Annotated in this window: 29 protein-coding genes; 5 read left to right on the top strand and 24 right to left on the bottom strand. The window is 46.1% G+C overall.

Annotated features, from left to right (window positions below; all coding sequences use genetic code 11):
• Positions 1–3: 3 nt before the first annotated feature.
• From T3H97_RS06310 to terS, 9 genes are all read right to left on the bottom strand, one after another.
• Positions 4–1,026, bottom strand: a complete 1,023-nt coding sequence (locus tag T3H97_RS06310) for a major capsid protein (RefSeq protein ID WP_328802018.1) — start codon at positions 1,024–1,026, stop codon at positions 4–6.
• A gap of 26 nt (positions 1,027–1,052) precedes the next feature.
• On the bottom strand, positions 1,053–1,373 hold the full coding sequence (locus tag T3H97_RS06305; RefSeq protein ID WP_328802017.1) for a hypothetical protein: 321 nt from the start codon (positions 1,371–1,373) through the stop codon (positions 1,053–1,055).
• Between the two features lie 15 nt (positions 1,374–1,388).
• Complete coding sequence (locus T3H97_RS06300) at positions 1,389–2,003, bottom strand: phage scaffolding protein (RefSeq protein WP_328802016.1); 615 nt, start codon at positions 2,001–2,003, stop codon at positions 1,389–1,391.
• Positions 2,004–2,116: 113 nt separating this feature from the next.
• Positions 2,117–2,386 (bottom strand): hypothetical protein, encoded by a 270-nt coding sequence (locus T3H97_RS06295; RefSeq protein ID WP_328802015.1) that lies wholly within the window; start codon positions 2,384–2,386, stop codon positions 2,117–2,119.
• A gap of 54 nt (positions 2,387–2,440) precedes the next feature.
• Positions 2,441–2,605, bottom strand: coding sequence for a hypothetical protein (locus T3H97_RS06290; RefSeq protein ID WP_326107534.1), 165 nt, complete (start codon positions 2,603–2,605; stop codon positions 2,441–2,443).
• Positions 2,602–4,335 (bottom strand): minor capsid protein, encoded by a 1,734-nt coding sequence (locus tag T3H97_RS06285; protein WP_328802014.1) that lies wholly within the window; start codon positions 4,333–4,335, stop codon positions 2,602–2,604. The genes T3H97_RS06290 and T3H97_RS06285 overlap by 4 nt, the downstream gene beginning before the upstream one ends.
• A complete protein-coding gene (locus T3H97_RS06280; RefSeq protein WP_328802013.1) occupies positions 4,332–5,768 on the bottom strand; it encodes a phage portal protein in 1,437 nt (478 codons plus the stop codon). The genes T3H97_RS06285 and T3H97_RS06280 overlap by 4 nt, the downstream gene beginning before the upstream one ends.
• Positions 5,769–5,781: 13 nt before the next feature.
• A complete protein-coding gene (locus tag T3H97_RS06275) occupies positions 5,782–7,059 on the bottom strand; it encodes a PBSX family phage terminase large subunit (protein ID WP_328802012.1) in 1,278 nt (425 codons plus the stop codon).
• On the bottom strand, positions 7,056–7,763 hold the full coding sequence (gene terS / locus T3H97_RS06270; RefSeq protein WP_328802011.1) for a phage terminase small subunit: 708 nt from the start codon (positions 7,761–7,763) through the stop codon (positions 7,056–7,058). Before terS ends, T3H97_RS06275 begins: the two co-directional genes overlap by 4 nt.
• Before the next feature lie 148 nt (positions 7,764–7,911).
• Between terS and T3H97_RS06265 the strand changes: the two genes are divergently transcribed.
• Positions 7,912–8,856 (top strand): hypothetical protein, encoded by a 945-nt coding sequence (locus tag T3H97_RS06265; RefSeq protein ID WP_328802010.1) that lies wholly within the window; start codon positions 7,912–7,914, stop codon positions 8,854–8,856.
• A 160-nt stretch (positions 8,857–9,016) separates the two neighbouring features.
• Here the strand turns inward: T3H97_RS06265 and T3H97_RS06260 are convergent, their stop codons facing one another.
• The 5 genes from T3H97_RS06260 to T3H97_RS06240 form a co-directional block, all read right to left on the bottom strand.
• Positions 9,017–9,472, bottom strand: a complete 456-nt coding sequence (locus T3H97_RS06260; RefSeq protein WP_328802009.1) for a sigma-70 family RNA polymerase sigma factor — start codon at positions 9,470–9,472, stop codon at positions 9,017–9,019.
• Positions 9,469–9,690: a DUF3310 domain-containing protein gene (locus T3H97_RS06255; protein WP_328802008.1), complete on the bottom strand. Its 222-nt coding sequence runs from the start codon at positions 9,688–9,690 to the stop codon at positions 9,469–9,471. The genes T3H97_RS06260 and T3H97_RS06255 overlap by 4 nt, the downstream gene beginning before the upstream one ends.
• Positions 9,687–11,069: a DEAD/DEAH box helicase gene (locus tag T3H97_RS06250; RefSeq protein WP_328802007.1), complete on the bottom strand. Its 1,383-nt coding sequence runs from the start codon at positions 11,067–11,069 to the stop codon at positions 9,687–9,689. Before T3H97_RS06250 ends, T3H97_RS06255 begins: the two co-directional genes overlap by 4 nt.
• A complete protein-coding gene (locus T3H97_RS06245; protein ID WP_328802006.1) occupies positions 11,059–11,346 on the bottom strand; it encodes a PDDEXK family nuclease in 288 nt (95 codons plus the stop codon). Before T3H97_RS06245 ends, T3H97_RS06250 begins: the two co-directional genes overlap by 11 nt.
• 298 nt (positions 11,347–11,644) lie before the next feature.
• A complete protein-coding gene (locus tag T3H97_RS06240) occupies positions 11,645–14,020 on the bottom strand; it encodes a virulence-associated E family protein (protein WP_328802005.1) in 2,376 nt (791 codons plus the stop codon).
• 281 nt (positions 14,021–14,301) lie between these two features.
• Here T3H97_RS06240 and T3H97_RS06235 point away from each other — a divergent pair, with 281 nt between their 5' ends.
• The gene (locus T3H97_RS06235; protein ID WP_328802004.1) at positions 14,302–15,180 is read left to right on the top strand and encodes a hypothetical protein; all 879 of its coding nucleotides are present in this window, start codon (positions 14,302–14,304) and stop codon (positions 15,178–15,180) included.
• Positions 15,181–15,237: 57 nt separating this feature from the next.
• Here T3H97_RS06235 and T3H97_RS06230 read toward each other — a convergent pair whose 3' ends face one another.
• From T3H97_RS06230 to T3H97_RS06185, 10 genes are all read right to left on the bottom strand, one after another.
• On the bottom strand, positions 15,238–17,208 hold the full coding sequence (locus T3H97_RS06230) for a DNA polymerase (protein WP_328802789.1): 1,971 nt from the start codon (positions 17,206–17,208) through the stop codon (positions 15,238–15,240).
• Between the two features lie 2 nt (positions 17,209–17,210).
• Positions 17,211–17,537 carry a nucleoside triphosphate pyrophosphohydrolase family protein gene (locus T3H97_RS06225; protein ID WP_328802003.1) on the bottom strand — a complete coding sequence of 109 codons (327 nt, stop codon included), beginning with the start codon at positions 17,535–17,537 and terminating at the stop codon, positions 17,211–17,213.
• A gap of 74 nt (positions 17,538–17,611) precedes the next feature.
• Entirely contained in the window at positions 17,612–18,163 is a 552-nt protein-coding gene (locus T3H97_RS06220; protein ID WP_328802002.1) for a DUF2815 family protein, read from the bottom strand.
• Positions 18,150–18,338: a hypothetical protein gene (locus tag T3H97_RS06215; RefSeq protein ID WP_328802001.1), complete on the bottom strand. Its 189-nt coding sequence runs from the start codon at positions 18,336–18,338 to the stop codon at positions 18,150–18,152. Before T3H97_RS06215 ends, T3H97_RS06220 begins: the two co-directional genes overlap by 14 nt.
• On the bottom strand, positions 18,331–19,512 hold the full coding sequence (locus T3H97_RS06210; protein ID WP_328802000.1) for a DUF2800 domain-containing protein: 1,182 nt from the start codon (positions 19,510–19,512) through the stop codon (positions 18,331–18,333). The genes T3H97_RS06215 and T3H97_RS06210 overlap by 8 nt, the downstream gene beginning before the upstream one ends.
• Positions 19,509–19,919, bottom strand: a complete 411-nt coding sequence (locus T3H97_RS06205) for a hypothetical protein (RefSeq protein ID WP_328801999.1) — start codon at positions 19,917–19,919, stop codon at positions 19,509–19,511. The genes T3H97_RS06210 and T3H97_RS06205 overlap by 4 nt, the downstream gene beginning before the upstream one ends.
• Before the next feature lie 27 nt (positions 19,920–19,946).
• A complete protein-coding gene (locus T3H97_RS06200) occupies positions 19,947–20,243 on the bottom strand; it encodes an AbrB/MazE/SpoVT family DNA-binding domain-containing protein (RefSeq protein WP_328801998.1) in 297 nt (98 codons plus the stop codon).
• Between the two features lie 63 nt (positions 20,244–20,306).
• Entirely contained in the window at positions 20,307–20,489 is a 183-nt protein-coding gene (locus T3H97_RS06195) for a hypothetical protein (RefSeq protein WP_328801997.1), read from the bottom strand.
• Between the two features lie 235 nt (positions 20,490–20,724).
• Complete coding sequence (locus tag T3H97_RS06190; protein ID WP_328801996.1) at positions 20,725–21,495, bottom strand: Rha family transcriptional regulator; 771 nt, start codon at positions 21,493–21,495, stop codon at positions 20,725–20,727.
• Between the two features lie 75 nt (positions 21,496–21,570).
• Positions 21,571–21,771 (bottom strand): helix-turn-helix domain-containing protein, encoded by a 201-nt coding sequence (locus T3H97_RS06185; protein WP_328801995.1) that lies wholly within the window; start codon positions 21,769–21,771, stop codon positions 21,571–21,573.
• A 229-nt stretch (positions 21,772–22,000) separates the two neighbouring features.
• Here T3H97_RS06185 and T3H97_RS06180 point away from each other — a divergent pair, with 229 nt between their 5' ends.
• The 3 genes from T3H97_RS06180 (at position 22,001) to T3H97_RS06170 (ending at position 24,726) form a co-directional block, all read left to right on the top strand.
• Positions 22,001–22,369: a helix-turn-helix domain-containing protein gene (locus T3H97_RS06180; protein WP_328801994.1), complete on the top strand. Its 369-nt coding sequence runs from the start codon at positions 22,001–22,003 to the stop codon at positions 22,367–22,369.
• Entirely contained in the window at positions 22,338–23,420 is a 1,083-nt protein-coding gene (locus tag T3H97_RS06175; protein WP_328801993.1) for an ImmA/IrrE family metallo-endopeptidase, read from the top strand. Before T3H97_RS06180 ends, T3H97_RS06175 begins: the two co-directional genes overlap by 32 nt.
• Positions 23,421–23,505: 85 nt before the next feature.
• Complete coding sequence (locus tag T3H97_RS06170) at positions 23,506–24,726, top strand: site-specific integrase (RefSeq protein WP_328801992.1); 1,221 nt, start codon at positions 23,506–23,508, stop codon at positions 24,724–24,726.
• The last annotated feature ends 20 nt before the right edge of the window (positions 24,727–24,746 follow it).

The following is a 24,746-nucleotide window of genomic DNA, read 5'->3' as shown; positions in this document are numbered from 1 at the left end:
CCTTTACAATACTTGCGCCTGGAAGACGTTGTCCGCTTCCGGGAAGCTTGGCAGCGCAGTTGCTACGGCCTTCGTCCAGGTACTCACTGGGTCTTTACCTTCCTCGTAGACCATCGCCAATACATTGCCAATCGTCTGTGTCTGGATGGAAGGATCACGAGTCAGGCGAACTTCTTCAGCAGTCGGACCGTAGATTGTATCGCCCAACTTGTCAGGACCAAACAATGAGATTTTATTTTCCGGGAAGTATCGGTTAGTGGTGTACGTGCCGTTCGCTCCCTGCTTCTTGTACTTGCCATCGTAGATTGCGATCTGCGGCAGTTCAAGCTGCTGCAGATAGCTGTTCAGTTCTGCACGGCTGGCCATACGGCTGCTGCCGTTGACCCCGTACAAGGCATCGACTACCTTCGGGTGTTTTACCATCGCACTAAGTACCTTAGTGGAAGTAAGGGCCCGCGTCGGCTTCTCATCCAGAGTTGCCGACATCTCTGCAAGGATTTCAATAGGGTCGGATGCGGGATCAGACCAAAGATCAGTACCACTCAGCACCAGCTTGTGAGCCGATGGAACGCCGTAATCAATTGTTGCAGAAAGATTATTTTCATCCAGCGTCACAGTACCGTTTGCCAACACTTCCATACGCATGGCTTCGGCACGAGCGCGAACACCAGCGACCAGAATGTCTATATCGTTGAATACTTGACTCATAAGGTATTGCCTTTCTGCTTCATTACGCGGGGATTCCAGGGCGATGATTTCCTTCTCTCCCATTCTCAGCTTACGCTTGATCAGCGCCAACTCCAGCATCATCTTGCCTGCTTCACGGCTCCCGATCTCTGATTCAGTATCAAATCCGTGTATTGAGGCGATCACGGGAATACGGTTAGCGCCGACAATAGCGTCGAATTCCAACGACTGCCTTTTAATCTCCGGGAACAGCGTCTCCCCCAGGAGTGCCGGGTACTGCCTGTTCTTAAGATAGTTCAGGATCTCCTTCTGTGCGAACAATTCCAATACTGTAGACATATTTGAATATCCTCCCTCTCGGTCGATTACACGACCTTTTTAAATTTAATGCCCTTCATGGCCGTCTTGGCTTCCGCTGCTGGTGGTACAGGCAAGCGTGCCTCCAGGACCCATGCTTCCACAAGTACAGAGCCTGGTTGTGGTCCCGTCGATACATCCACATCATTGAGCAACAGGCCGATGGCTGTCTCATCATTAGCTGGGTAGACCGTACCTGCAGACACGATTTTGCGCCCCTTGCTGTCCGCCGTTACTCCGGCAGCCTCAATCTGGTACGTAAACGCCGTGTATTTCTGACTTGCCAAAAAATTCGGCTGCGATACACTTTCTCTTTTCACATATGGCATACTAATTCTCCTTTCTTAGCCCCAAGGATTAGGCGCGGCTGCGGGGGCTTTACCACTCTCATTTGCCGCTTTTGCAAAACCAGCTCCAGCACTTGCTTCTCCACCGCCGCCGTGTGGGTCTCCACCTTCTGGCGGTTTGGCGCCTTTGAATCTAGGCTTATTGCCGTCTTCTGGAACAAACAAAAAGCCTCTGTTCTCACGCAGGGCTTTTACCTGGTCATCCAGCCCACCTTTTACGGTTCCACTGTCATCCAGCTCAATCTTCGTTTTGTCCAGAAGCCCAGTAACGATGTCCAAGTCATGAGCTTGGCCAGTCAGTGCCAGCTTAATAGCCGTTGTCAGCTGCAGGTCTTTTACCTTCGCCTCATACTGCTCCTTAGCCGTCTTGTTATCACCTTGCAGCTTCGTAATTTGATCCTTCAGCGCCTGATTATCGCCGGCAGATTTCTTCAGGTCCTCAAGTTGGCCGGATACTTTGTCTCGGTCCTGTTCAGCTTGCTTCTTGGCGTCGTTCACTTCGTCGAATCGTACTTTCGGAATGAACCCCTTCAGCTCCTCCGTAGAAGCAGCCGCCGCTTTCGTCGCCAACTCATCAGTCAGACCCAACCCAATAAATTGATCTTTGTTCATGGTTGATCCCTCCATTTTCATCTTCGCTTGGTATCCCGGTCGCGTCCGGTGATGTCCCGTTATTCGCGTCGTGGGAAACGACGAAGGCCCTAGCAGTCTCTGCTAAGGCCCAATTATTCGGTTTCAGCCAATTCGTATTCGGCTTCTAGTACCTCACGGGTACAAATCCGCAGTGTTCCGTCACTCTCTTTGACTATGCACTCGCCCTGTTTGGCGACCAGAACACTGTAAGCACCTCGGATGACTCGCAGTTGTACGCCGTCGCTGGTGTACTCGACGCTGATCGGCAGACCAGCAAAGTCAATAATCGCCTTATGATTCTCAGCTGTATTCGTAAATTCAATGACGTCGACGAAAACTTTCTTCATATATCGCTGTGGCATTGTGACCTCCTCCTCCTGCACATAAAAAAGCACCCTCGCCGCAGCGTGAGTGCTTCAATCCTTATTTTTGTCCTTTAGAACACCAATTTTTCGAAGGTGCTCCTGAAACTGTGCTTGATTTTCCTTCTGTTCTGTCTTCGGGATTTCCCTGTGCCCAATTACCTTTGGTCTCCCTAAATCGTTCCATCTTGGATCAGTATAGGATTTATCCTTGCTCATTTCCTCAACTCCCTCAACAGAATATGATACACCCCGTTAATCAACTCAACACTGACGACCTCGAAGGGATAATCCCTGCCGTACAGTACCTCAAGCTCCCCTGGATTGTAGGACCTTAGATCGGCACCCATAGAGGCGTTCAGAATGTAATAGTGAATCTGAGCTTTTGGGTTATACATGGCCCCGGCAGTCGTTGATACATATTGAGGATATTGTATCACGGCTCCAGGGGTGATGTCCTGCATGAATTCCTCAACATCCGCAATCGAAGCTAAGTATATCGAGCGTGTAAGATCGCCCGTGAATCGCGGAACTTTATTCAGCGCACTGTCTAACTGCTGAACCCACTGCATTTCATCACTGCTCAGTGGTTTACCTTCCCGTAGTTTTTCATTCAGCACATACGACTCGCCGCCGATATACCGGGACACAGCCGCCTCTTCTGGTTCGGAAAGCTTCGGAGGAATCGGCACTCCCTGCTGCGGTGATCCAGGGACGTCGATTTCTTCAAAATCAGGTTCTGACGGAGTCGTCGTTCTGACTGCAGGCGGCGTAACCGGATCAGGCACCATTACGGGTTGCTGATCGGTACGTCTCGGCGGTATAGGAGTGCCTGGCGTTTCCGGAATTTCGATTTCGCTGAATTTAAGCTCCCTTGCCGCTTGAGGCTCAGGAACGTCATCCTTCGGTACATGCTTGGCTGACCACTCTTTATAGGAGATGTCCGTAGGCACTCTATAGGTCTTGCCATCTGTACCGCGTGCTGCACGCTCATGAGGCTGCTCCTCCGAATCCTCTGCCTCGTCATCAAACACAGGGATCGTCGTAGATCGACAATAGGCATGCAGCGGAGGATAGTTAGCACCTGGCTGGGCCTCACTGATCGGTATGACCTCCCCGTCCATCTCACGGCAGGGTGCTGACGTCCTGCTGTCCAGTGTGGCAACGAATCTATAGTTCTTGACTCCTTGGGTCTTATAGCCATCCATACGGGATTGACCGCTGAAATAAGCAGCCTCCGTCAGTATCAGCCGCTCCGCATTACGTTTACTTACGCCCATCCGTTCTGCAAAAGCGGATATGACTGGATCTGACTGCTCGCCACGAATCAGGTTCTGCGTCAGCGTTGTCTGTAGCTCTGCCAGCAGCTTATCCCTATCGCCCCATATCCGGGCCGAGAAGTTACGTCCATCTGGCGCCCAAGGCTTGGCTAGCACCTTGTCGAGCTGCTTCCCATCCAACTGCGCAAAAGGAATACCCTTGCCAGCTCCGCGCTGCACCTCATAAATGCCTTTGTAATACCCATCCTCGTATATATCACTGAGGACGGCAGTCGTACCTTTTACCTGGCGAGCTGTCATCAGTTCAACTTCCTGCCTGATCTTCAGCTGCAGCTCCTCCAGCCGCGTGATGTGCACCTTGGCGCTGGCATTCTCAAGCTCTTTCACCCAGCGCTGATCCACGGCATTCTCTCGACCGGCTTTAATGTAGTCCTCGACGGACCAGTGAAATTCCTTCAGCTCATTCGCTGTTATAAACTTACGGGCTTCAGCCATGCTGATATCATTGTTCTTCGCAAGGCGGGCGTACCAGGTTTCTGTCTCCTTGCGGATCCGGGCCATAGCCTTGTCATACTCAGCACTCTGGGCCTTGATGTAATCCTCGCCCTTCTTCAGCTCAGCCTCGTTGAGCGATTCCATCCGCTTAGACCAGTATTCCTCCGACTTCATTCATCGTCACCGCTCTCTACAGGAGCACTGGGCGGCATGCCTCCATATGCAGCCATATTCGCTGATGCGGCATCCTTCTCCGTCTCGATCTGCTTGAGCTCATCATCCGTATTTGTCGTCCACGGGTGGTTAGCCACGATGGTCCGGTTACTGATGACCCCTACGCTATTTTTAGCATTGGTGACGGCCTCAGTTTCGTTAATGACGATATCACGGTTGAAGATGAATTCGACATCCTTCTCGGAATAGTCATCGCCGCCTGTATTTTCGATATGGGTATCGACGAACCAGAGAAGCTGCTCCAAGGCAGCCTGGAACTCGGACTCCATGTCGTTCATATCCATGTCGAGATCCGCATACAGGAATTTCAACGCAATACCGGAGGCGTTGCCCATCTCCTGCCGCTGCGTATCGACGCCCCGGCCGAATTCGTAGATATTCTTACGGAGCTCATCCATGTGATTCTTGTAGGCTTCAGTATCGATGGATAAGCTGATCGTCTCAACCCCGCCTTCGTTGTCCACGAACGCCACACGATACAGCGCGATATTCTTGCGGAATTCTCCGGCACCCGTACCGTTGAAATTATTAACCACGTAGATACTGTTAGGCAGATCCTCCAAGTTGTTGGCATTGCCTGACTTCTGCTTGTCATAGTCATCCACCTGCTGCTTTATCAAATCCAGCAGCGGCTGCTCCTCGTCATTGTACTTGAAGCAAATAAACGGCAGGCGTTCCCAGGTCATCGGCTCTACATTTTCACCGTCGATATAGGAAAAGTGTGACGCCGTTTCGATCAGCTTCAGCTGTCCGTCATCCTCAAAAAGCTTCATACCGTCTTGATCCCACCACTGGATTCGGCGGATAATCCGTTTGGTCTTGGCGACGTAGACTTCCACGTCATAGACACGAATGAACGCCGCCAGCTCCGTATGAGCTGAGTCTTGCCAGATCGGCAGGCACTCCTCTGACGGGAGCCTCATAAATGACAGCTCTCCTGCCTCATTATAGTAGACCTGCATCCAGCCTTTTCCGCAATTAACGGCGTCCTTGCCCACATTCTTCAACGTGCGCCTGAACTCTTTACCGAAATAGCCGTCCAGTTCCTTCTGATAGGCCTTGTCCTCCGTCTTGACCACGAAAGGCCGGGCCAACAAATAGCCGGTCTTCTGATCAACCAGTTTGCGAACAAACCCGTGCGGAATCCGATTATCGGCCAGATTATGCACATCCATCAGACGACCATCATCACCAATCGTCTGCCGGCGGCGATCAAGGATGTCATTCTTAACGCGGTAGTAACGCTTCCCTTCTAGCATCCGTTTACGTTCGTCCGACGCCATCCAGGCACTGACTTCCTCCCTGATGATTTCGGGCAGCGACAGCGGTGCATTAGCGTCCAGATTGTCCAGAATCTCCTGCAGTGTACTCATAATCTCCCTCCTCTCATCGTCGGAATGATACCCCAGCGCCTTTCAGGTCTGCGACCTCGTAATCATCCAGGGCATACCAAATAGCCGAGAAGGTATGAGGGTCAATGTTAAACTGGTCCTCAATAATCTCACCGGCTTTGTCTACTGCATATGTCAGCTCCTTCAGCTCATTGACCGTGTTGGGGCAATTGCTGGAGCATATGATCTTCTTGAACCGCTTCACCTTCTTGGTGTATTGCAATCGTGAGCCTGCAAACTTCTTGGCGGCCCTCATACGGAAACCCATCTGCTTGAAGAACTGAATAGTCTTTGGCTCAGCGCTATCAGCCCGTATCAGCTCACCCGCCTCTTTGAACTCGGCAATGTCCTCAGCGGTCCGGTCGTCTGTCATTTGGTTACAGTAATACTCCCAATGGATATAGAGTATCTTGACCTCATGATCCACGGTAACCCTAAGCAACGCATTATAGGACTCTTCAAATCCGAAGTCCATACCTGCCCGATCTATCGGGTGACGGATACGCTGTAAGGCTTCCATGACAGCGTCATGCGGCCACTCTTCGAACTGCGGTAGGACAATCTTACCGTTGACTCCAAAGCGCCCCTTACGCGCCACACGGTACAAGTCAGGATCATGCTGCTTCAGTTCTTCCAACTGCTCAATGTATGACGGCGGCAGGAATAGGTTATCGTCTGCTACGGAATGGTGATACATCGTGTCATTGACCACCACAACCCGATCCTTGTATAGCTGCTCGTCATCCAGGGCAAGTATGTTCTTCTTCCGGTCCCGAAAAAAGAACTTATAGCACCAGTTGGCCGTACTAACCGGATTGGTGGACAAGATCATATGCAGCTTGAGTGTTGGGTGACGGAGACGGCCTATCAGCTCCTTGAAGCCCTCATACTTCACTTCGCTGCATTCCTCAATCCAGATGATACTGACGTTGTGAATGGACTTGAGCTTAGCCGGCTTATCCATCCCCTTGAATATGATCTTGCTGCCATTCGGGAATCGGATCTGCATGGGTGAGGTGATGAATTTAATTCTGTCATCCAAGCCCATCTCCGTACATATATCCTCGAACAAAGCAAAACAAGAATCCCGAATCGTGTCATATACCTCGCGGACTACCAGAGCCGTGCGCTTCTCTTCCAGCAGTTTAAGAATGAGCTTCAAGGCGACGTGATAGCTCTTACTTGAGCCATACCCGCCAACCAGAAAATAATACTTGTGCCGCCAATCGAACAGAAAGTCCTCAAAGTGCGGGTTAACCTCTTTCTCAATCATGAGCTGTCACCCTTACGCTTGATCAGGATCTCGATTGGCTTATCCTCGTCACTGTCCACTTTTTTATTCAGCAGAGCCACTTCACCCTTCAGCTTCTGGAGCCGTAGCTGTTGTTCCTGATCAGCTTTGCCCTGGCGGCACATTTCCTCGTACTGCCGAATGGAGCTCCGCAGTTCGGACATAGCCCGGCTCTGGGCCTGTAAGAAGGTCGCTTGCTTATCCCAGGCCTGCTGCACTTCCCACTTCTGACCAAAGACATTGCCGTCTTTCTCTTCGACCAGCGTTTTCGTCATATCCTTCTGGTCTCGGACATACATAATCTGCTGGGCTCGGATAATGGCCGTATACTGAATCATGATATTGTCCCAAAGCATATCCAGCGGTGACCTCTCTTGCAGCTGCTCCATGATCGCTAGCGTTTCGACCGGCAGATACTTAGTAAACAGCCCGTGAGTCACAGCGTTCTGATTGCCAGGTGGAGCTGCACCGCCTTTATTGCCTTTAGCATTCTGATTGCCAGGAGGTGCACCCGGACGTTTTGGGTGCACCCCTTTTGTTTTGGGTGCACCCTTTTCTCTTATCCAGCCATGACGCCTCTTCCAGCTCTTGACTGTGTTCGGGGATACGTCGTACTTCTCCGCAATATCTTTATATTTTAGGCCATTCAGGTAATCCTGCTCGGCCAGTACGTGCTTGTCTGCCATTTACATCATCACCACCCCCGCGATTGTGTTTGTTTTGACGAAAATTAATTGGGATATCATATCCAATAAAACGATAATATACCAATTAATTTTATTGTTTTATTGGACATGATATTTTTGTACCAAAAAACTAAATGGAGGGATTACTATGCAAGATTGTTCTTTATTTTCTGAAGAAATTAAAGCCTTCACGAATACCATATCGGAGGCGATCAATAATAAGACAGAACCAATAAAATCTGAAACTGAAGCTGAGGCGGATAAAATCTCTCGTGAGAATCCAATGGAGACAGGTATTTTTTTTAAAATAGAAGTAACTTGGAATGAAAAACCAGTCAGTTTTGATGTACCCTCTGTTACTGTGAGAGATACCCCCATTTCATTTGATGTTCCTACAATGACAATGCGTGACAAAGATATTATCTTTCACCTTCCTGAGTGTCGAATGGAAAGAAGGGTTGTCGGGCGTTATCCAGAATTTCACGGTCCAAGAATAGTTTGGCGTGATATCATTACAGAGGTTCCCGTTTGCGATATGAAAGAACAACGAATTGTTATGGGAATTCCTGAAATCGAAATGAAAAGGCAAGATATGATCTTAGGTATACCTGTTTTTGATATGCAGCGCGTAGAAATAAAAATGAAATATCCAGAATTTAAATTTGTTAATGTAAGTGTTGAATTAAAAGAAAAAGGCAACAAGTTACAAACTGACACTGAAGAGAAAATAGAAACCAGTATGTCAGAAGTCAAGTCTGAATTAATTGCACAGTTTACGGAAAAACACACAAAACTTTTTGACTGCTACAGATCAAATATTTTGGAGAACATGAACACAGCACTTCCAGAAATTGATGCTACAATTAGTGGACTTAATGCTTCAATTTCCTCAATGAAAGAAAAAAATGTTCCTGCTGACAATGAATTTTTAGTTCAATCAGAAACACGGTTAAAGGAAATGGTTGCAATGAGGTCGGAAATTGAAGAGAAATTTAAACCGGCCCTTGATGCATTAAATGAGTCACAAAAAAAATCTCTTGAAGAATTCGTGCAAAAATTTAATTTAAAAGTGACTGAACCAGTTCCGGTTTGATAACAGCAAGCCACATTTGTCTAACAAAAAGATAGTGTAAGTTAGCTTTTTCATATACCGAAACACAAAAAGAGTCCTCCATACCGGAGGACTCGCTTATAGACAGACTTATAGTAGGTTTATTGTGCGACACAGTGTACGACAGTACGTGCGACACAGCTCACAAAAAATCCTTAGAAATTTTGGTTTTGGCTCGGTCTACATACATACGTACCGTACTCTTAGATAGATTCAATCTAACCGATATTTCTTGCAAAGTCAAGCCTTGAGCCATATGCAGCAAAAAGCAAGTCCGTTCTCGATCACTCAGCGTTAATAGTGCATCTACCAAACTTAACTTGTCAGACTCGTTCAAACCAGTTCCAGATAGTTTAATATAAATTTCCCGTTGGCGGTACACATCTGTTCGTTCAGCACCTTTACGGCTCCCTGGTCTTCTCCCTCTACGTAACCATGTTAAAGCGTATCTCATGTCGCTTAACATCCCTGATACTGTGTTGAACTCTTCTTCTACCAACAAACAATCCGATAGCTTTAGTGAATCTCTATAGTGTTCTAATACATGCGTCTCTGTGGTATATTGCCTAATCATCTCCTCAATCCAGGTTGCGCTCATTTATTCTCACCCTCCTGAATCATGCGGTCCAGATACCACCGTGCTTTTTGTAAATCCTCTTTCCCACCTTTGTGCTTATAACGGCTGCAATACTTGATTACATTCCCTACGCAATAATCTCTGAAACCTTCTGTACCAAGCTTGGCCTGAATAAAATCTATCGTTTCAATTCCACCAGCAGTATAATGTTCTGGCGAATTTACCATGTCTTTTTTCATGATCCTTTCACCCTCTCAATTCTCGCTTTAACCGCTGCCATCAAAGCATCTTGTCCAACTGCCTTGCTATCCAGTGCGGCCATAACATCTTCATCCATCGTTCCTTCTGTGACTAGGTGGTGAACAATCACGCTACGCTGTTGCCCTTGTCGATGCAGACGCGCATTAGCCTGTTGGTATAGCTCCAGACTCCAGTTAAGCCCAAACCATACGATCAGGTTCCCGCCGTCTTGCAAGTTGAGCCCATGCCCTGCGGATGCAGGATGAACCGCCAATAGTGGAATATTCCCGGCGTTCCAGTCTGCGATGTCCTTTATACCCTCTGACCCTTTGCGCAGTGTGCGCACCTGCTTAAATCGTTCTTGGATACGATCAAGGTCATGCTTGTACGCATAGAACAACAGCACCGGATGCCCATTTGCTGCCTCCATGATATCTTCCAATGCGTCCAGCTTGGCTTCGTGAATTTCACGGACACCCCGCGTTTCGTCATATACGGCCCCATTCGCCATCTGTAAAAGCTTGTTGCTCAAGACCGCTGCTGTATTGGCGACAACATCCCCACCAAGGAAGGGTAACAACAAATCCTCTTCTAGCTGCTCGTATTGCGAACGGGATTTATCATCCAATTTTACAGGAACAACCCGGTCTATCCGCTCCGGCATATCCAGCCAATCTTCGGCCTTCATACTCACGGCAATGTCCTCAATTTTGGCATATACGGTGTCCTCCGCTTCTGGCTTCGGCTTCCAGTCGTAAACGACATTTCCGTTATTCCGGTCACGCTGTCCTGGTGAAAGGTAACGATCTCGAAAACCCGTAATCGTCTTACCAAGCCTATCACCCTGGTCAATCAAGTATATCTGTGACCACAAATCCTCTAAACCATTTGGTGTTGGTGTACCAGTCAAGCCAATAATCCGTTGCATCATCGGTCGTACTTTACGAAGCGCCCTGAACCGCTGCGACTTGCTGGATTTAAAACTGGATAGCTCGTCAATAACCACCGTATCGAACGGCCAATGCTTTCCGGTCTGTGCCACCAACCAAGGAACATTCTCCCGGTTGATGATATATAAATCAGCATCAGCTTCAAGGGCCTTTTTGCGTTTAGTGGCTGTACCCAGGATTTTGCTGATCCGTAGATGTTTTAAGTGATCCCATTTTTCCGACTCCCGCGCCCATGTGTCGTCCGCGACCCGCAACGGGGCTATAACCAATATTTTATTAGCGTCAAAATAATCATTTTTCAAGGCTTCCAGGGCTGTCAAGGTAATCACTGTTTTCCCAAGACCCATTTCAAGCAGGAGCGCGATACCTGGGGTTTCGCAAATCCGTTGTATCGCATATTCCTGATACTTGTGAGGCTTAAACTTCATCAGGCATCACCTCTTGTACAAAAGCGTCAACGCCTTCCAAAGTGTCAAACACTCGAACATCAAAACCCAAAGCTGTCAATTTATCATGCCACCAAGCTTGCAACGGTTCGGGCTTTGCGCCTGGCCGTTTCAGTTCCACGAATACCATCCGTCCACCGGGAAGCAGTACCAGTCTGTCCGGTACGCCTCTCCGACCGGGGGAAACAAATTTAAGGGCTAAACCTCCACGTTTTTTGATTTTCTCTTGTAGCCGTTTCTCGATCCGACTTTCCAACATGGTTTTCTACCTCCGAATGCCCCGGTATGCAGATATACTCGCGCACGCGTACCTACGCAAAACGTGCGTTAGCATACGTATACGCCTCGCGCATGCGTTAAATATATATGCTATTTACTATATTTCTCTCTATATAGTATTATCTGCTTACTCTGCATACCCGGTTGGTTAAAATCCCGCCGCAATGGGCTTTTTGAGGTAAGCAGACAATCATTTTCTCTGCTTACCATCTGCTTACTCTGCTTACTTCTCCCAAATTCTTCCGCTTACTCGACATACCGATTTTCTACGTGTCTGCTTACTCGCTGCGGACGAATACTTTCTGTAATCCGTATCCTGGCACTTTGGCCTGTCCTCGATTGTTCGGGTAAGGCTCCCAACCTGGTATCCTGGTCAGTAAACCGATGATTGCCCGTGATTCCCAATTCGGGATACGCCCACGTTCTCGTAGGCACTCTGTCCATATCTCGATCGCGCTGACCCGATCACGGGAAACATCCCCTGTCGGCTGGTCATAGTAATTACGGCGGTCGTATTCGTCCTTATCTGCCCAATCTTCCGTAATAGGTGTGTCAAGATACTCCTGAATCAGCCCCATGCGTGGATCAATCTCCATATGGTTTTCCTGCCGTTCCTTGGCAATAGCATCAGCAGCAGCCGACAAACGAACCGATTCACCTTTCCGGTACGCATGCAGGGCCTCTGCCCATAGCTGGTGCAGCACATCGTCAGTGAGGCTTTCAAAGTGATTCAATTTACGGGCTGCTGGGTCTACGACAATCGGCCAAAAACGCCGCCCACCCGTAGAATCCCGAAGAAAGTCGAAGGTGTTTGTTGTACCAAAGAATACGCATTTACGTGGAAACTCCGACACTACCCGGTCATAGGCAACGCGGTAACGGTCCTCCGTCTTTGATAGAAACGCTTTGACTTCTTCCAGCTCAGACTTTTTAAGCGCTGACAGCTCTCCAAGCTCCACGATCCACGCTTTTTGCAACTGCTCTCCAGCCTCTTTGTTGTCCAAATTCTTGATGCTGTCACTGAACCAAGGGCCCCCCAATCGTGCAAGCAGACTACTTTTATGTGAGCCCTGTGGACCTACAAGCACCATCATTTCATCAAATTTACACCCCGGCTCATACAGCCGTTTACAGGCAGCAATCATGATTTTTCGTGTGGCTTCACGTTCATACAGCCCATCGGGGCACCCCAGGTAATCAATAAAAAGGGTGTCCAGTCGCTTCACACCGTCCCATTTAATAGACTGAATAAAGTCCTTAATAGGGTGAAACTTATTCATATGGGTGACTTCCGTAAAAGCGTTCTGAATGACTGTAGCTGACTTGATATTGAATACCTTATTGAAATAATGCTGCATACGCTTATCATCAGCACCCAGCCAAGGCTCATAGTCGGTATAGGGCCGCTCTTTCTCCCTCCAGGGCAACGGACGGCGTATAACCTCTGTATTACCAAAAGCGTCATACGCCAGCGTGTCCTTAAAAGGGCCATTTTGTAGGATCAATTCAACGTTGCCGCCCATAGGTAGGATAATTTTAGGATTCTTCGGATGGGTCTTGAGCTTGTCACGCCAGGAACCAGCCTCCCCAGGCTCGTCCTCCATATCGCCAAACTCTTCATTGAATACCGCCCGTTTGACCTCTGAATCCGAAGCAGCAAATTCCAACATAGCCTGATATGAGGGGTATTTTGTGGCATTCGTTTTGTCCTTTACGCCCTCGTCCAGATCACCAAATTTATGAATACGAATAAGATCGAAAATATTATGGCAATGACCGTCATTAGCCGGATCGCTTTGATGTTCCGAATAAGCCCACCAATCGTCGTAAACACGCATGCCGCCGACTGAGCTGCCTCCGGTATAAGTCCACCGATCATCGGCCGCAGTCGGTTCATAAACACCAGCCAAGAACTTTTCAATGCCCTCTGTCATGCTGTATACATTACAGAACGCACCGATTACGCCGGGCTTCTCTGTGGGGTCACCCAGCTTCCCGACCTTTAGGGCTAATTCCCGTTCTTCGCCAGGATGCCGGGGCCACTCCATCGGATCCCGCCAGTCTGTATACCGCTCCAGCACTTCATCCACGGAAATAGATCCGCCTTCGGACACCTCAAATATAGGCGTAGCATCCTTGGAACAACTCGGCATGTACATGAGCCGATGAACGTCGAAAGTCGTTTTGTCGAACAGCTCCATGCCGATTTCCGATGCTAGGCGACGGCTGACTGCCGCATACTCGTCCGGCAGCATTTCCCGATCAGTCGGCACAACCAAACGGTATTTAGGGCGATTGTCCCGGTGACTGTGTGTGGAGTAGATCAGATAGGCGGAACCACCTAAAATTAGGTCCACCATAAAGGAAAAATCCTCCCCGGCATCGTCCGCATCAAGCGTAATCAGCCAACGACTTTCCACATTCTCTTTCTTCCGGCGACCACCCCGGATCAATCCGCCGACAAAGGCGGGGCCGTCCTTGATCTTGCCTTTGTCGGCATTGTTCATCCGGTCATATTCGGCCATTGTCTCCGTAGTTCTGCGTACCTTCCGCAGCCGATCTACAAACTCTGACCACTCCAGATAATCCGGTTTCCAATTTGTATCCGTCCGGCTGCGGCCGAACGATATTTCCAGTTGATTGTCTTCAGTCATTGTTCGGCCAACACCTTTCAAATTTTAAAATAGTCTTTTGGGTTCCAAGTCGGTTTAACTCTTCTTGGATCAGGCTCGGGCAATTACATGTACACCTCTCCAACCACGCTACCTAAATCATTTGTGACGATATCCCAAGGTATGTCTTGAAAATAAGGATCAGCTTTTTCCACCCGTTCAATTACCCTCTTTCTATCAGGTGAGAATACAAAATATTATTCTTCTACCAGGAAATATTTGCTGGTATAATATACCTACTATTTGCCAACGGGAGGCCCATTATGCCAAATGATGAAAAGACTCTAAAAATTGGTTTAGTTATGCCTATATCTCCAATAGAAGATTGCTCAGCTGAACATTGGGCAGATGTAAAAAGTATTTTGACTGAATCTGTCCAAACTATCGAAAAATATAAGGTTCAAGTAACTTTAGTTAGTGATGCAGATGATACAGGCGTCATTCAAAAACGGATTGTCCAAAATATTTACAACTCAGATGTTGTTATCTGCGATGTTAGCTGTAAAAACGCTAATGTAATGTTCGAACTAGGAATGAGACTAGCATTTGATAAACCTACAATTATTGTAAAAGACGACATTACAGGCTATTCATTTGACACCCAAGTAATAGAACATCTATCCTACCCAAGAGATTTGAGATTTACGAAAATTAATGATTTCCAAATAGCCCTTTCAAGAAAAGTTGTCGCTACCTATGAGAAATCACTAAGTGATCCCGATCACTCGACATTTCTTAAGAATTTTGGACAGTTCAAAGTAGCTGAATTATCGGAAACATCTATTTCATCTGATAAACTAATTCTAGAAACACTAAATGATATGCAATATCAATTATCCTCTTTGAATTACAAAACGAGTTCAATAATGCCAGTTGGAAAACAGTCAGCATTAAGTTATTTTGAACCGCGCATGACTTCAGATCGGGCAAAAAAGTACGAAGAAGCAATTAGAACTTTCTTAGTTTTCAATTACGGAGCTGATGTAACTCTTGAAGAAATACAAAAACACGAATTATATACATTTTTAATAGAGCAAATCGAATACGGAAAACTTGATCCTATATCAATAGATCGCTTGGAACGATTCGTACTGAGATTTTTGAATGGGTATCTTAATAGTAAAACTGAAGAACAAGAGTAATTTTTGACCCACTAAATACCGAGGAGCTTTACTATTAAATTAGTCGATCAAAATCTATCAATCCTTTCTATAATAAGCAGTCTCGTACCCATCAGCTCTGAGGGGCAGCCCCGGGGCCCATGGAATCGGCTGACCCATGATTTCCACCACTTGGTCCAAATCAAAACTACCATTAGGGCTATATTCACCCGGTACATCCAGAACAGCTTCATCGTGAACGTGCATAACAGTCTTGTATCCGGCATCATCCAGCTTTATGAGAGATTCCGCCAAGCAGTCCCGGCTGATCGCTTGAACAATGTTCTCCACCAGTTTGGGCCCGTAGGTATCAATGCGGGTCCAAATCTTTTTGACCTGATCCATGCCCTCATATGTCAGTGCTGGCTTATCAAATTTACCGGGTTTAATCTGCGGATTCACATACGCTAAACGCCGTCCGGACGGAAGTTGAATGAACAAAGAGCCATCTTCCATAAAGAACGTAAGGCCGTATTGCAGCTCAACGCGCCGATGCTCTTCGACAGCAGCCATTGCCGCCGCGTCCACATCCCACCACAGCTTTGTGATTTTCTTATTGGCTTTGCGCCAGGCATTAACCAGCGGTTTCAGCTCGTCCGACTCCAGCCCCATCTTGAGCGCACCCATTTGTTCCAAAGCCCCTACGCTGCCGCCGTACCCCAAAGCCAGCTCCGCAATCTTGCCTTTCTGTCGCAGCGGGTTACCCTTCCCAATCTCTTCAATCGGAACTTTGAACATCTGAGAAGCAGAAGCTTCATATATCTTCCCGTGCGTCCTGAATACCTCCATGCGCCATTCCTCTTTCGCCAGCCAAGCAATTACCCGTGCTTCAATGGCGCTAAAGTCAGAAACGATGAAGCGACAACCCGGTGAAGGTATGAACGCAGTACGGACAAGCTGACTAAGGACCCCTGGAACACTGGCGTATAGCAGCTCCAGTAATTCGTATTCACCCTCCAGCAGTAAAGTCCGCGCCAAATCCAAATCGGTCAGTTTGTTCTGCGGTAGGTTCTGAACTTGCACCAAGCGACCAGCCCAACGGCCTGTCCGGTTCGCGCCATAGAATTGAAGTAATCCGCGTACCCGATTATCAGTACAACGTGCCCGTTGCATGGCCTCATACTTCTTAACTGACGTTTTGGAAGTCTCTTGACGCAACTTTAGTACGGCCTTTGCGTCAGCCAATCCTAATTCGTCCGCTTGCTCGATCAGAACCGGAATGCTGTCTTTGGTCAGACCACCTACAGTCAATCCCTGAACCTCCAACCAGCCCTTGAGCTGGGCTACACTTTTGGGATTATCCAAGCCCGTAATTTCTGCGGCCTCTGCCAATTTCCGGGCTTGAAACGCTTCATCACAAGCTATTGCATGCTGTACCAATTCCGGGTTAATCTGAATACCGCCGTCATTAATCCGTTGATCCAACGCCCATAACTGCTGTTCAAATTCGGAAGGTTTGCGGGCAATCAGCCTGCGGCGTAAATCTCGTTCCGTTTCCACGTCCTGACCACAATAATCCTTATACTGTTGCCACTTCTCCGGTGCATGCCAGGGCATGTTACGGGTTCGCCCACCGTTAACCTTCGTCGGCTTGCATGGGGTGCTGAAATACTTGATTAAGGCCTTGCCTGCGCTGTCCTTTTGCTCCTGTAACTTGAGCGCCTTGGCGACCTGATCCAAAGAGCCAGGCAAACCAAGCGTAAGAGCAAGCACCGCTGAGCATTGCCATTGTTCTGGGGGCATTGGCTGGTTAAAATGTTTCGCCAATGCCGTGCGTTCAAAGCCAGCATTGAAAGCTGTCTTGAGTACACCCGAATCAGAAAGTGCCTCCTGAACATCTGCCGGAATATCCTCAAAGTCAGTTAGGTCCAGAACCCTAACAGGCTCTTGGTTGAATGCATAAGCAAAAAGCAATATTTCAAAGTCCGGTGATTTAACATAGGGGTAAACACCTGAATCCTTAATATTCACACTACTGAATGTCTCAAGGTCAATTGATAAAACATCCACCATTAAATCACCTTGCCGCCATGTTTGTGTGGCCGTGATTCGTTGTAAGCCATCTTTTCAGCAAGAGCTGCTTCGAGGTCAATTCCGACATGGCCGCAGAAGTCGAATATACGCAACAATGTATCAGCCAGTTCAATTGGAATGCCACATGGTTTTTCCCCCTCGTAATAAATTTCTTTCAAGCCGCGCCCATCCCGGTAATCCTCTAAAGCTTCCGACAGCTCTGCATGGGTTAAAGCAATCACGTCACCAAAGCTGCGAGGTTCTTCATACCAACCTTTATTTACTGCGTTCTCATGCGCCTTTTTAACCAAATATTGTATACTCATATGAAAACCTCCTGAATTTTTGGTAAAGAAAAAGGGGACCCAAAGAATCCCCTTACCATCACGTCAGAACTGCTTTAATCCAAGAAACTATCTTCATCCTCAAAGTCGTCGTCAAAATCGTCTTCCGCACGGGAACGACCACCCAGGTATTCCCCATCGGCTACCTTTTGTAGATTGTTCAATCCGGCTGCAATACCTTTGTTACCGTTCGTATTGAAGGCATAGAAGTTGAGACTTACACGGGCATAGCAACCACTGTATACTTCCGTAGAATCGGTAATCTCGATCTTGTCCAGGTCAATAATTCCGGGTTTATTTTTGCTGGAGGCATTCAGGAAGTAATGACCAGCGTATGCCGGATCGTCTTCCCGTTCCTCGTCACCATCCCGAAGCGGTGTTTTCAGGTTCGCTGGAACCTTACCACCCCATTTACTTTTTCCCGCCTCTGTTGCAGCTGCAATAGCAGCTTTGATCTTCTTCAAAGTGACCTTATCGGACTTTGGAATGAGAATGGAACTGCTGTATTTTGGCTCTCCACCATCAATAGCATTAGGTTCAAAGACATGAACGTAAGAGAGACGAACCTTTCCTGTTACTACCTTTGTATCGTTGTTAGTTGTAGTCATTTTGCATTTCTCCTTCATGATTGGTTTTATTTTTTCTGGCTTCAAAACGCCATTTGTAAGCGTCTTTGCCGATCTTCTTATACAGTTCTTTCCGGGCAACCTTGGCTGACGGCGCGGAAATACCGAAACAAAATTTTTTCGACCAACAGCTCCAGATACCCCATTGATCATTCATCTGTAAAATCTGCTACCGCCGATGCTGCCGAAGACAACTCAGGCCGTTTGTCCGATTCTTGAACCAGCGTCGGCTTACCAGCAGGCTTGATAATAAGGCCGTCCGCAAGGACCGCAAACTGTTTCTTGCCTGTGATCTTCTCCATTGCTGTCAGGCCAAGCAATGAGCGCGGGGCAATAACGTCCAGATCGTACCCAGCGGATACCACCTTGTCCTGAATTGCCACAGGATCGGCATATTTCCGGTTGCTTCTTCCTTCAACCAACTTCCAGCCAGGGAACTTGGCACCATGCTTCTCCGCCTGCTCCAAGGCATAACCTTGTACGTCTGTAGCCCAGGCTTTCAGGTCATCAGCCTGTTTCAATATGCTGCCAATCTCTTCATGAGAAAGTAAAGCAGGGTCGGTAAATTCATGTTTTGCCAGCTCCAAATTTGCCTCTGCTCGCGCCCGGCAGTTGAATCGGGCACGGCAGAACTTGCAATGGTCACCTGCGGCATACTCCCCTTCACCCGCAGCGGCCATATCAGCCAAGGGCTTAACATGCATATCCCCCCAGGCCACCAGTTCGTCTGCGTACATCTCTTCGGTCGATACACTATCCAGACGGGGTTGAACAATGGTCATGCGTACCCCTTGAATGTCGTAAAGGAAGCCGAACGTATCCAATGCACCAAGACCATACAGCCGCATCTGACTGTTGCCCCCCGCTGATACAGGTACACCCTTGCCATATTTCAGGTCGATTACTTCCATAGTGCCGTCAGCAATAATCAACACGTCACCTGTACCAAAACCATCCGGTACCCATGCGCTAAAATCCAAACGTTGCTCCAGCAAAATTTCAGCGTCACGGGACCGCTTCCGTGCTTCGGCTACCCGCTCCAAAACAATGGTCACGTACTCATGTACGTAATCCTCCATTTCCTGCGAGTAGTACGGCCCTTCCTTGAGCTTGTCCAGCGCCTTCTTATGCTGAACAGGACTCATGGCGGTTAGATACTTAGTTAGGTGCAGTTCTGCTAGCTCATGCGCCGCTGTGCCCTCTTCGGCAAACGTGCTGGTAGCCTCTTCAAACTGCTGTTCAAGCTTGGCGCTCGGCGTACAGGTCAGCCAACGCTTAGAGCCAGATGCGGACAGTTTTGCATGGGCACGGTTTGCATGCCCTGCGGTCATTCTGCTTCCTCAAGCGCCGTCAATTTCTCCAGCGCTTCTGCCAGTTTGTCTTTCGGAATTTTAGAAAGGTTAGGAACATCGAAGCTGTTAATTACCTCTTTCACTCCGGCCTGTTTACCTGCTTTTGACAGCTCCGCAGCCTTGGCCCGGACTTCTTCCAGTTTTACGGTAGGCTGATCATCGCCCTTAGCATCTTTTTGCACATCTTCACTCACCTTGTCCGGCTTTGGTTCTTCCTCTGGCTTCGACGTTGTGGCACGACTGCGTTTTGGCTTTTCCTCTTGTGGTGTAGGTTGAACCGGAGCAGCAGCCGGAGTCTGAGTACCAATAAAAGCAGCAGATAAAACGGAAAATTCCTTAATGGCTTGGTTGGCGTCTTCGCCAGTAATGTTAATTTGAACAGGCATGTATAAGTCCTCCTAATTGATATAAAATTAAAATCCGTATTCCTCAGCAGGCAGCGCCGAACTATGAAGCTTGTCTTGCTCTCTCGTAATGAGGTCCACACATCCGGTGCAGACCAGCTTTTCTGGATACAACTTGACAAGCTTTCTACCTGAAAGACCACAAAGAGAGCATCCAGGCGCATACTTGCGAAAGCTTACATAATTACCATCTGTAAAAATCTCCAGTGGGTCACCCGCCTCAATACTGAGTACCCTTCTAATCTCTTTGGGAATAACAACACGGCCCAAATCATCAATGCGTCTTACAATTCCAGTCGCCTTCATGTTTTCATCCTTTCAGCTTCATGTTATAATGAAGCCACCTAATAGTTTTTTGTGCTGAACCCCTCAGGCTCCTACCCCTGTTGGGTTCTTTTCGTATACCGCTTTGTACAAAAGGCCGCGATATTTACGGTACTGCTTACGGTAATGTTTAATAAGTCTGAAACGTTTATTACGGCGTGCTTTTGCTTCACAATCCAAATAAAAGGCGCACACGCTGGCGAAATGGCGAGATGTTTGTAATGGCAAGTTATTCACCTCCTTTTCTAATCCTTGAATGTTCTACCCTCCGATTTTGTCAGTTCCCACCACTGGAGAAATTCAGCACGATCAGCAAGAATAGATTTTGAGCCAACTCGAAAACTTGGAATGCCTCCGTGATTCGGATGTGTCGTCATAAGGGTATATACTCTTCGTTTAGAAATACTCGTGAATGCAGCTATATGTTTGGCGGTCAAGTGCGGTGGTAATTGATTGGCGATACTCATTGTAGAAAATCCCAATCGGATCCAGTCCGAATTGCCATTTCTTTAACAATGGCAAGATATACTTCTGTAAGTCGAGCATCTTCTGCAATAACATCCATCCGGTTAACCTTGTCCACTCTTGACTTTGAAGTACCTTCTTCCAACATCCGTCTACGCTTATTAGTCAAACGTGTAGATAAATCGCATTTGGCCCTCGCTTCCAGCAATTCGTAGCTTTCATTCCGTACGTCCCGATGTGCGTCATATCCTCCGCGTTCTTTGGCGATGCCGTTAAGCAGAGACGTTACTTTCTTTCTCCACTCTGTGGGATTAAGAGCTAAGATTTCAGCTTGATTATCAAGTTGCTTCTTCACGGCGGTTACATCACTCTGTAATTTCGATTGCTCTAATTCCATCCGAGCCACCGAATTAAAAATCTGACTGAACATTTGTAATTCTGGTGATAATTGTTGAGTATTGAGAGTCAATTCATTCCGCATACGGTTGAACTCACCAATATACATTTCTTTAAAGCGTGCTGCTTCTTTTCCTGTATACCCCATTGCCAAGAAGGAAAAGCCATCTTGAGTAAGGATATATTTTGGTAAAGCCTTGTTCTGAGCGGACTGATAAGACGTCAGTCCAAAATTGGACTCTCTAAACTCAACACTACATTCCATATTGTTGATATCACGGATAACGTGCTTATGTTCTTTTCCGAATACCTGAGCCACAATCAGGCTGTCTGTTACCATCTTTCCATTTTCGATGAACACTAATTTATTCAAATAGCTCTCCCTCTTTCGTAATTTATAGGCTGATCTTATTTTGCAATCAGCTTCACTGAAAAAAAATCCTCTAAATTATTGAGCTTTTTTCTGTATAAACTTGATTTCAAGTTCAAGCACATTACACGCTTTGGAAATTGTAGTCTCATTCCAGCGCCGATTACCTGCGAGTAGATCATGGATATATTGAGGGGTATAACCAGTTAATCTTGCAAGATCAGAAGCTGAGAAACCTTTGTATTTCAAAGCCTCCTTTATCGTACTTGAGAAATGCATGTTAGCCGCCTCCTTTCTGCTTAAATATTAAGCTTAAAAATATACATTTACAACAAGCAAAAACGTGCAAAAACGACTATTTTCTATTAAATAATAGGAAATAGCTCGGTATAACTCCATATTTCTTAATTAAGCTTAATAATTAAGCATAATTAAGCTAAACGAACATTGAGTTTTTAAGCTTAAATTGATATCATGTAATCAGCAAATAGATGAAAGGTGATTAAAAATGGAGTCCACTCGAATAAGGAAAATCCGAAGGGAAAGAGACCTAAGTGGCACAGAAATAGCAGAAAAACTTGGTATTTCAGCGCAGTATTATTACGATATTGAAAGAGGAAAACGAAACTTAAGTCCCAATATGGCTCGTAAATTAGCAAATATTCTTAGTGTTAAACCTGAGTATTTATTAGGTGATCTTGAAGAAACAGTTAAACAAGAAGAGAGCGAACCGGATAATATAAATGACGATTACTACAAAATAGAAAGATTTGCAAGAAAGGTAAGCCCGAAAGATAGAAAAAAAGCTATTACAATTCTCGAAGCAGCTTTTGAGGATGCGTTTGATGAAGACGATGAAGATGACGACAATATATAAAGCTAACTACAATCGAGCTGAGAATGCAGCTTATGAACTTTTGAAAACAAAGAAAATAACCTCACTTCCAGTAAAGGTTAAACTTCTCAGCAAGAAATTCCCTAACTTTAGAATTAAGACCTATACATGGTTTAGCGTAAAATACGGTATGACTATTGAGGATGTATGTGATTTTGCTGATAGTAATGAGGGTTGTTGCTATTACCAAAAATCAAAACATCAATACTTAATTCTATACAATGATACGGTGGACAATGTGGGGAGAGTTAGGTGGACAATTGCTCATGAACTAGGTCACTTTATATTAAAGCATAATGAGATATCAGCTAAAACCATAATAGCAAGAAATTCATTAACAAAAAAAGAATATATAGCATTTGAAAGTGAAGCAAACTGTTTTGCTAGAACATTATTAGCCCCACCTAAGGTAATTTCAGCATTAGGAAGGCTGGACGCCTCAATTCTGTCTGAGTTATGCCAAATATCTTTTGAAGCAGCCTCCAATGTTTTAAATTTTCTAAACAGAGGGATTGAAATGGGCAGAAACTACACCTCTAAAACTTGGTCGGCATTCTTTAAGAACTTTATTTGGGAATACAAGTATGGCACTCAATGTTTAAATTGTAATCATTATTTTGTTCAAAAAGATGTAAGTTTTTGCCCAACATGCGGAGGCAATAACCTAGCAAGAGGGAAAGGAAGCGTTACGATGATTTATACTAAAATTGAACTTGATGAATTGAATAGAGCCTGTCAATGCCCTAGGTGCAACAATGAGAGTGTAGTAGGTGAATATTGTCAGATTTGTGGGACTTACTTAGTAAATAAATGTACAGGCTTTTCTGGTTCAGATATAGAGAATCCATTTAATGGATCATGGCATGACTTAGAGCAAGGTTGTGGTGAATATCTAGATGGAGATTCTAGATTTTGCACTAAATGCGGGTCAACTTCTACGTTTTACGAAAGTGGGTTACTTCAAAGCTGGGAAAAGAATAATCAACAGTCTAAGCCGAACTCTTCAGATGATTCTTTTACTTTACCTTTTTAGCTAAGCAATTAGTATAATAACCGCTTCCAAAGCGGTTTTAATTTTAAAAAAAACAGAACATACGTTCTAGGGAGGCTTTCTAATTATGCCAGGTTCTTTTAGAAGAAGGGGCTGTACATGCCCTGAAACCCAAAAAAAATGTACTTGTGGGGCCACATGGTCTTTCCGCTTGAGTGCGGGAAAAAATCCGAAAACAGGAAAATATGATTATGTGGAACGGAATGGGTTTAAGACAAAACGCGAGGCGGAACTTGCAGCAGCTAAACTATACGCTGAACTCAAAGAAGGCACGTACGTGAAAGAAAATAACTCAACCTTTGAGGAATTTTCAAGAGAATGGCTATCTATGTATAAAGCAACCGGGAAGGTTAAAATAAGCACGGTTAGGGTTCGAGAGCATGAAATAGATAAACTGTCACCTTACTTTGCTAAGTTACGCATGAAAGATATAACCAAAAAAAGATATCAGAATGCGCTTAATGATTTAAAAGAAACAAAGGGGTTTGCAGATAATACTCTTGATGGCATACACCGTACAGGAAGAATGATTTTCAAAAAAGCTGCGGAAATGGATGTAATTAAAATTGATCCTACTCAATACGCACATGTACCGAAGGTGCAGAAAACAGTTGAGGAATTAGAGAAGGAAGAAGCCACGGTAAAATATTTAGAGAAAGAAGAATTAGCTCTATTTTTAAAAACCGCCAAAGACAAGGGTTTGGATCGTGATTACCTCATATTCAAAACTCTTGCTTACACAGGTATGCGTATCGGTGAATTATGTGCTTTGAAATGGGCAGATATTGATTTTGAGGAACATACCCTTTCTATTTCAAAAACATACTACAATCCGATTAACAAAACTACAGAGTATACGTTGTTAACCCCTAAAACAAAGAGTGCAAGAAGAACAATCGAATTAGATGTAACTCTCCTGGAAGAGCTAAAGAGTTACCAAGAGGTTCAGAAATCAATCCAACTTTCCAACCTAGACACCTATCATAACAAAGACTTTGTTTTCGCTAAAACCAAAAAGAATCCAGGATATCCTGAATTAATTAAGGTTATCCAAATTAGGATGGCTCGATTGTTAAAGCTCGCAGACCTAAATGAAAATTTGACTCCGCACTCACTCCGACATACTCATACATCATTGCTTGCAGAAGCTGGAGTCGGTCTACAAGAAATTATGGACAGATTGGGTCATAAAGACGATGATACGACAAAGCATGTTTACCTTCACGTAACTAAGCCAAAGAAAAAAGAGGCTTCCCAAAAGTTCAGCGAACTAATGGAAAGCCTCTAATTATCAAAACTTTTATGGGC

Source organism: Paenibacillus sp. LX16 (assembly GCF_036252815.1).
GTDB lineage: Bacteria > Bacillota > Bacilli > Paenibacillales > Paenibacillaceae > Paenibacillus > Paenibacillus polymyxa_B.
This window is presented reverse-complemented; position numbering and strand designations above follow the sequence as displayed.

Bases quoted from the DNA above. Each gene is read 5' to 3' on its own strand.
- T3H97_RS06220 (WP_328802002.1), bottom strand. From the start codon at position 18,163: ATGACTACAACTAACAACGATACAAAGGTAGTAACAGGAAAGGTTCGT.
- T3H97_RS06235 (WP_328802004.1), top strand. From the start codon at position 14,302: ATGCCAAATGATGAAAAGACTCTAAAAATTGGTTTAGTTATGCCTATA.
- T3H97_RS06255 (WP_328802008.1), bottom strand. From the start codon at position 9,690: ATGAAAAAAGACATGGTAAATTCGCCAGAACATTATACTGCTGGTGGA.
- T3H97_RS06240 (WP_328802005.1), bottom strand. From the start codon at position 14,020: ATGACTGAAGACAATCAACTGGAAATATCGTTCGGCCGCAGCCGGACG.
- T3H97_RS06205 (WP_328801999.1), bottom strand. From the start codon at position 19,919: ATGCCTGTTCAAATTAACATTACTGGCGAAGACGCCAACCAAGCCATT.
- T3H97_RS06250 (WP_328802007.1), bottom strand. From the start codon at position 11,069: ATGAAGTTTAAGCCTCACAAGTATCAGGAATATGCGATACAACGGATT.
- T3H97_RS06210 (WP_328802000.1), bottom strand. From the start codon at position 19,512: ATGACCGCAGGGCATGCAAACCGTGCCCATGCAAAACTGTCCGCATCT.
- T3H97_RS06290 (WP_326107534.1), bottom strand. From the start codon at position 2,605: ATGAGCAAGGATAAATCCTATACTGATCCAAGATGGAACGATTTAGGG.
- T3H97_RS06180 (WP_328801994.1), top strand. From the start codon at position 22,001: ATGGAGTCCACTCGAATAAGGAAAATCCGAAGGGAAAGAGACCTAAGT.
- T3H97_RS06215 (WP_328802001.1), bottom strand. From the start codon at position 18,338: ATGAATGATCAATGGGGTATCTGGAGCTGTTGGTCGAAAAAATTTTGT.
- T3H97_RS06175 (WP_328801993.1), top strand. From the start codon at position 22,338: ATGAAGACGATGAAGATGACGACAATATATAAAGCTAACTACAATCGA.
- T3H97_RS06260 (WP_328802009.1), bottom strand. From the start codon at position 9,472: ATGAGCGCAACCTGGATTGAGGAGATGATTAGGCAATATACCACAGAG.
- T3H97_RS06265 (WP_328802010.1), top strand. From the start codon at position 7,912: ATGCAAGATTGTTCTTTATTTTCTGAAGAAATTAAAGCCTTCACGAAT.
- T3H97_RS06310 (WP_328802018.1), bottom strand. From the start codon at position 1,026: ATGTCTACAGTATTGGAATTGTTCGCACAGAAGGAGATCCTGAACTAT.
- T3H97_RS06185 (WP_328801995.1), bottom strand. From the start codon at position 21,771: ATGCATTTCTCAAGTACGATAAAGGAGGCTTTGAAATACAAAGGTTTC.
- T3H97_RS06170 (WP_328801992.1), top strand. From the start codon at position 23,506: ATGCCAGGTTCTTTTAGAAGAAGGGGCTGTACATGCCCTGAAACCCAA.
- T3H97_RS06280 (WP_328802013.1), bottom strand. From the start codon at position 5,768: ATGAGTACACTGCAGGAGATTCTGGACAATCTGGACGCTAATGCACCG.
- T3H97_RS06285 (WP_328802014.1), bottom strand. From the start codon at position 4,335: ATGAAGTCGGAGGAATACTGGTCTAAGCGGATGGAATCGCTCAACGAG.
- T3H97_RS06305 (WP_328802017.1), bottom strand. From the start codon at position 1,373: ATGCCATATGTGAAAAGAGAAAGTGTATCGCAGCCGAATTTTTTGGCA.
- T3H97_RS06300 (WP_328802016.1), bottom strand. From the start codon at position 2,003: ATGAACAAAGATCAATTTATTGGGTTGGGTCTGACTGATGAGTTGGCG.
- terS (WP_328802011.1), bottom strand. From the start codon at position 7,763: ATGGCAGACAAGCACGTACTGGCCGAGCAGGATTACCTGAATGGCCTA.
- T3H97_RS06295 (WP_328802015.1), bottom strand. From the start codon at position 2,386: ATGCCACAGCGATATATGAAGAAAGTTTTCGTCGACGTCATTGAATTT.
- T3H97_RS06200 (WP_328801998.1), bottom strand. From the start codon at position 20,243: ATGAAGGCGACTGGAATTGTAAGACGCATTGATGATTTGGGCCGTGTT.
- T3H97_RS06225 (WP_328802003.1), bottom strand. From the start codon at position 17,537: ATGAGTATACAATATTTGGTTAAAAAGGCGCATGAGAACGCAGTAAAT.
- T3H97_RS06245 (WP_328802006.1), bottom strand. From the start codon at position 11,346: ATGTTGGAAAGTCGGATCGAGAAACGGCTACAAGAGAAAATCAAAAAA.
- T3H97_RS06275 (WP_328802012.1), bottom strand. From the start codon at position 7,059: ATGATTGAGAAAGAGGTTAACCCGCACTTTGAGGACTTTCTGTTCGAT.